The organism is Longimicrobiaceae bacterium (assembly GCA_035936415.1).
In the GTDB taxonomy this organism is placed as follows: domain Bacteria; phylum Gemmatimonadota; class Gemmatimonadetes; order Longimicrobiales; family Longimicrobiaceae; genus JAFAYN01.
Map to the genome: position 1 here is coordinate 1 of DASYWD010000555.1, position 5,206 is coordinate 5,206.

Here is a 5,206-nt window from a genome sequence, read left to right on the forward strand (position 1 = left end):
ACGCCGACGCGCGGCGGCAGCTCGGGGAGATCAACGCTCTCTCCGCGCCGTGGGTGCGCCTCGGGGGCGGGTACCGGCGCGACACCCAGCCGGTGGAGCGGAGCGCCTTCGCGGCCGAGGCGGGGTGGCACCTGACCCCGCTCCGCAGCCTCGCCGCGCGGGTGGAGCCGCAGCGCTTCCAGGCCGGCGGCACCGCCGACGCGCTGGTGGCGGAGGCGGAGCTGCGCGACTACTGGCCGGCGCTCCGCCTGGACGTGGAGGCCGCCGGCGGGATCGTCCGGCGCGAGGCGGGGCTCGGGGACGAGTGGACGGGGCGCCTGGCGATCGGGGCGCGCCTTCCGCGCGGGGTGGTGCTGCGCGGCGGAGCGGAGCGGGCACCGTACCTGTGGACCGCGGCCAGCCTGGGGGAGACGGTCTTCACCGAGGGCGCCTCCGCGGGGCTCGCCTGGAACGACCCCGCGGGGTGGATGGGCGAGGCCGGCTACGCGCTGAAGCGCTTCCCGGACGGCAACCAGGTGGGCTCGGCGCACGCCTGGGTGCTCGCTCCGCTCGTCCACAGGGGGAGCGCCCGCCTCTCGGCCGGGTACGCGTTCGGGGCGCAGGACGCGCAGGAGAGCCGCTTCGTCGGCCCCCGCGGCCGACTGGGGCGCGGCGGGGGCGTGCCGGAGGGGGTGTACGCGGCGTACTACACCCCGGAGCAGGTGGTCTCGCACAGCGCGGTCGGCGCGCTCGCCCTCCCGCTGGGGAGCGGGGCCGCCCTGAGCGTGGACGGCTCGTACGGCTTCCACGCGCGCGAGCAGGCGCCCGGCTTCACGGCCGGAGCGGGGGGGCCCCTGACGTTCACCGAGCGCGGATTCACCCCGTGGAGGGCGCGCGGGGCGCTGAGCGCGGTCGCCGCCCGCGGGGTGACGATCGCGCTGGAGGGGGAGCGCACCCGTACCGCCTTCTACACCCTGACCACGGTGGGCGCCAGCGCCACCTACCGCCTCACCCGGGGAGCGCGCCGGTAGCCGTGCTCCAGCTCAGGGTGGACCCGGCGCGCGACCTCTGGGTCCACCGCGCCGCGGCGCCGGTGCGCTTCCGGGACCGGGCGGCGCTCGCCGCGCTCGCCGCGGCTGGCACCGTTTCCGTGATGCGGCTGGCCGACTGGTGGTTCCGCCCGGGGCACGTGGCCCAGCCGGCGCTCTTCGTCCTCCTGTCGCTGGCGTTCTGGTACGGAGTCGGGCGGATCGTGCTGGGGTGGGTGAACTACGTGGCGCTGCGGCGGCCGGAGCACGTCCCGGCTCCCGCGGGGCGGGGGGTGGCGGTGTTCACCACCAGCTCCCCGGGCGAGCCGGTGGCGATGTTCGAGAAGACGCTGGCGGCGTGCGCGCGGATCCGCTACCCGCACACCACCTACCTCCTGGACGACACCCGCGACCCCCGCTTCCGGGAGGTGGCGGAGCGGCACGGGGCGGTATGGCTGGAGCTTGTCGGGATCCCGGGCGCCAAGGCGGGGAAGATCAACCGCGCGCTGGAGCTCACGGACGAGGAGTTCGTGCTGGTGCTGGACCCGGACCACCTCCCCTTCCCGGAGTTCCTGGACCGCGTCCTGGGGCACTTCTCCGACCCCGGCGTGGGGTTCGTGCAGGTCTGCCAGGCGTACTACAACCAGGGGCGCTCCTTCGTGGCCGCGGGCGCGGCGGAGCAGACGTACGCCTTCTACGGCCCCATCCTGATGGGGATGTTCGGGCACGGCACCAGCCTGGCGATCGGCGCAAACTGCACCTTCCGGCGGAGCGCCCTGGCCTCGGCCGGGGGGCACGGGGTGGGGCTGGCGGAGGACCTGGTGACGGCGGTCCGGCTGCACGCCGCCGGCTGGCGCTCGGTGTACGTCCCGGAGGTGGTGAGCCGCGGGCTGGTCCCGGAGGAGCTGGGGTCGTTCCAGCGGCAGCAGCTCAAGTGGGCGCGCGGCGTCTTCGAGGTCCCCTTCGCGGAGATCCCGCGCCTCGTCCGACGGCTCACCTGGCGGCAGCGGCTCTCGTACCTGACCATCGGCACCTACTACCTCTTCGGCCTCACCTTCCCGGTGTACCTGCTCTTCCCGTACCTGTACCTCTGGGCGGGGGTGCAGCCGGCGGCCATGCCCTTCGCGGAGTTCCTGGCCGCGGTGGTCCCGGTGGGGCTGGTGGGGGTGGCGATGTACCTGTTCACCCAGCGCTGGCTCTGCCACCCGGAGGCGGAGCGGGGGATCCACTGGCGGGGGATGATGCTCAAGGTGGCGTGCTGGCCCGTGTTCCTGGCGGGGACCGTCCTGGCGGTGCTCCGCGCCGAGATCCCCTACGTCCCCACAGCCAAGGAGGCGGTGCGGGGGCGCTTCCTCCGGCTGGCCTGGCCGCACCTGCTCCTGCTAGCCGCGTACCTCGCCACCCTCGCGCGGGTGGTGCGCACCCGGCTCGTGGACACCCCGGAGGGCGCGCTGGCGCTGAGCAGCGAGGCCGTGTGGGGGATGGTGGGCTTCGCCACCCTGGCGGCGGCCACCAGCCTGGGGGCGCTGTACGCGGCGTGGGAGGCGCGCACGCCCCCGCCCGGGAATCCCTGGGAGCGGATCGATCCAACCCGAATCGGCGGTGAGCTGCGGTGAACAAGGTCCAGCGGCTGGCATGGGTGTCCGCGGTGGCGGCGAGCAGCGTGCTCACCGTCCACGCGCTGACCGCGCTCGGCTCGGAGGGCCAGGGGCCGATCTCGGCGGTGCTGGCGCAGGCCGGCACGGCGGTGGCCGGCCTGGAGGGGCGCATCGTCCGGCAGTTCCGCGGTCCCGGCCGCGCCGCCGGCCTGGGCTGGTTCGCGCCGTACCGGGAGGACCCCGCGCGGCTCCGCGCCCCCGGCGAGGTGCTCCTGGGCGCCTACGACGGCGCCCTCCCGGCCACGCTGCAGGGCGTGGTGGAGCTGGAGCGGGCGCTGGGCACCACGCTCCCGCTGATCCAGCTCTACGCCGCCTGGGGCGATAAGCCGGAGCAGCGCTTCCCGCTCCGGACGGTGCAGGCGGTCTGGGAGCTGGGCTCGGTGCCGGTGGTGACCTGGGAGCCGTGGCTCACCGACTTCGAGAGCCGGCTGCACCCGCACCTCCCGCTCCGGCAGCAGCGCGACCGCGGCGGGCTGGCCGCCATCGCGCGGGGGGACTACGACTTCTACGTGGACGAGTGGGCCGCGGAGGCCGCGGAGTTCGGGAAGCCGCTCTTCCTCCGCTTCGGGCACGAGATGAACGACCCCTACCGCTACTCCTGGGGGCCGCAGAACAACCGGCCGGAGGATTTCGTGGCCGCCTGGCGCCACGTGGTGGAGCGCTTCCGCGCCGCAGGCGCCCACAACGTCGTCTGGGTGTGGTCTCCCCACGTGGCGTACGAGGGGTACGACTGGTACTACCCGGGGGACGACGTGGTGGACTGGGTGGCCACCGGCGCGCTCAACTACGGCACCGTGGCGCACTGGTCGCGCTGGTGGAGCTTCGCAGACATCTTCGGCAGGCACTACGACCGGCTGGCGGCGTTCGGAAAACCGGTCATGGTGGCCGAGTTCGGCACCCTCGCCGTGGGCGGCGACCGCGAGGCGTGGTTCCGCGACGCCCTCGCCGGCCTCCCCGAGCGCTACCCCGCCGTGAAGGCGCTCCTCTTCTTCCACGTCGCCGGGGACGCCACCGTCACCTACCAGAAGCTGGACTGGTCGTTCGCGGGCGACACGGCGATGGCGAGGACGGTGGCGGAGGCGATCCGGCCCTGGTCGGCGCACGGCGGGGAGTAGGGAGGGGCATGCCCCTCTTGCCGGATCGGCCGTTTCGCGCAGGGTCGGCGGGGGGAGGCTCCTCCGGAGGTGCGACACCCGAAGGGACTCGCCAGAGCACTCGCCCGGCCACATTGCAGGCTGTGGGAACTGCGCGGGCTCAAACAGACGCACCTCCTGCGGAGCCTCCCCCACCTCCCGGTCACCCTCTCGGTAACCGGGTACAAAAACGGCGCCCCCACCGGGAGATCCCTGTGGGGGCGCCGTCGCGTGAGGGATGCGAGCCCGAAGGGGCGAGACTCCGCGGCCGTTTGCGGAGGCTCGCCGCGGTTACGCACGGTTGTATCGTGCGTTACCGCGCCGCAGCCCGGCCCCCCGCGAGGGGGGACACGCCCAAATCCGCCGTCCGCAGCCGCTACTGGTACTGGACGTACAACGGCTCCGGCCAGAGCTGGATCAGGTCCTTCGGCGTGGTCAGCGGGTCACCCTTCTTGGTGTCGTTGTGATAGAAGTTCTTCCACCCCGTGAACTGCGCCGGGTACTTGACCACGTAGTCGCGGTACGAGTCGTACTTGAGCCAGGGAGCCCCCCAGCCGTCCATGTGCATGACCAGCTGGACCTCCGGGCGGAGCTTCACTTTCTCCACGTCCGGCACCATGTTGCGGGTGAACCGGTGGATGATCAGCACCTTCGGGGGCAGGTTGTGCTCCTGGACGATCTTCGCGAGGTGGTCGATGACGTAGTTGATGTCGGATGCGTACATCGTCCCGATCTTCCGCCCGGGCACCACGCCGCCCCGCATGTAGAACTCGGGGTCAACGGCCAGGTGCACGTCCTCGTTCTTCAGGATGAAGTCGAAGCGCGGCAGGATGTTGCGGATGTCGTCCGTCCCGACCTGGATGTCGACGAAGAAGATCCCGTCGATGGACTGCGCCATCCGGTAGATGGAGTCCACCTGCACGTCGCGCATCTGCGTCCGGTACTTCCCCGAAGGCCCCGCGTCGCCCTGCGCGACGACCGCGACCATGTGCAGCCCCGGGATCACCGGGGTGCTCGGGTCGGCCTTCCGCCACTCCTCCACCTGGCGCTTGAGCCGGGCGAGCATCTCGTCCCGCGGGAACTCGCCGAGCGCGCCCATCCGCGTGGAGTTCGGGTTGCCGTAGTACACGACGATGCGGTTGCACGGCAGGATCGCGCCGTCGCGGAACTCCGGCATCTCCGGGTACCAGCCCTGCTCCTTCGCGAACACCGGGTTCCGCCCCGCTCCCGGCCGCTTGGCCGTGGAGTCGGCGCGCACCGCGGCTGCCGCGGAGTCGAGCGCCGCCTGGCGCCGCTGCAGGCACTGCTGCGCCTCGGCCGCCGTGCTCCCGAACTTGAACCGGGTCGCCGGCTGCGCCGGCTGCTGCGCGGCCGAATCGGCCCCCTGCTCGGGGGCACCCGCCTGCGC

4 protein-coding genes are annotated in these 5,206 nt (G+C 73.2%); 3 read left to right on the forward strand and 1 reads right to left on the reverse strand.

The features are described from left to right. From VGR37_22220 to VGR37_22230, 3 genes are all read left to right on the forward strand, one after another. On the forward strand, positions 1-1,010 hold a 1,010-nt coding region (locus VGR37_22220), incomplete at its 5' end, for a hypothetical protein (GenBank protein HEV2150130.1). A 2-nt stretch (positions 1,011-1,012) separates the two neighbouring features. Continuing rightward, positions 1,013-2,623 carry a glycosyltransferase family 2 protein gene (locus VGR37_22225; protein HEV2150131.1) on the forward strand — a complete coding sequence of 537 codons (1,611 nt, stop codon included), beginning with the start codon at positions 1,013-1,015 and terminating at the stop codon, positions 2,621-2,623. Continuing rightward, a complete protein-coding gene (locus VGR37_22230; GenBank protein ID HEV2150132.1) occupies positions 2,620-3,780 on the forward strand; it encodes a glycosyl hydrolase in 1,161 nt (386 codons plus the stop codon). Before VGR37_22225 ends, VGR37_22230 begins: the two co-directional genes overlap by 4 nt. A gap of 394 nt (positions 3,781-4,174) precedes the next feature. On the opposite strand, the gene VGR37_22235 is transcribed toward VGR37_22230, so the two are convergent. Then, on the reverse strand, positions 4,175-5,206 hold a 1,032-nt coding region (locus tag VGR37_22235; protein HEV2150133.1), incomplete at its 5' end, for a hypothetical protein.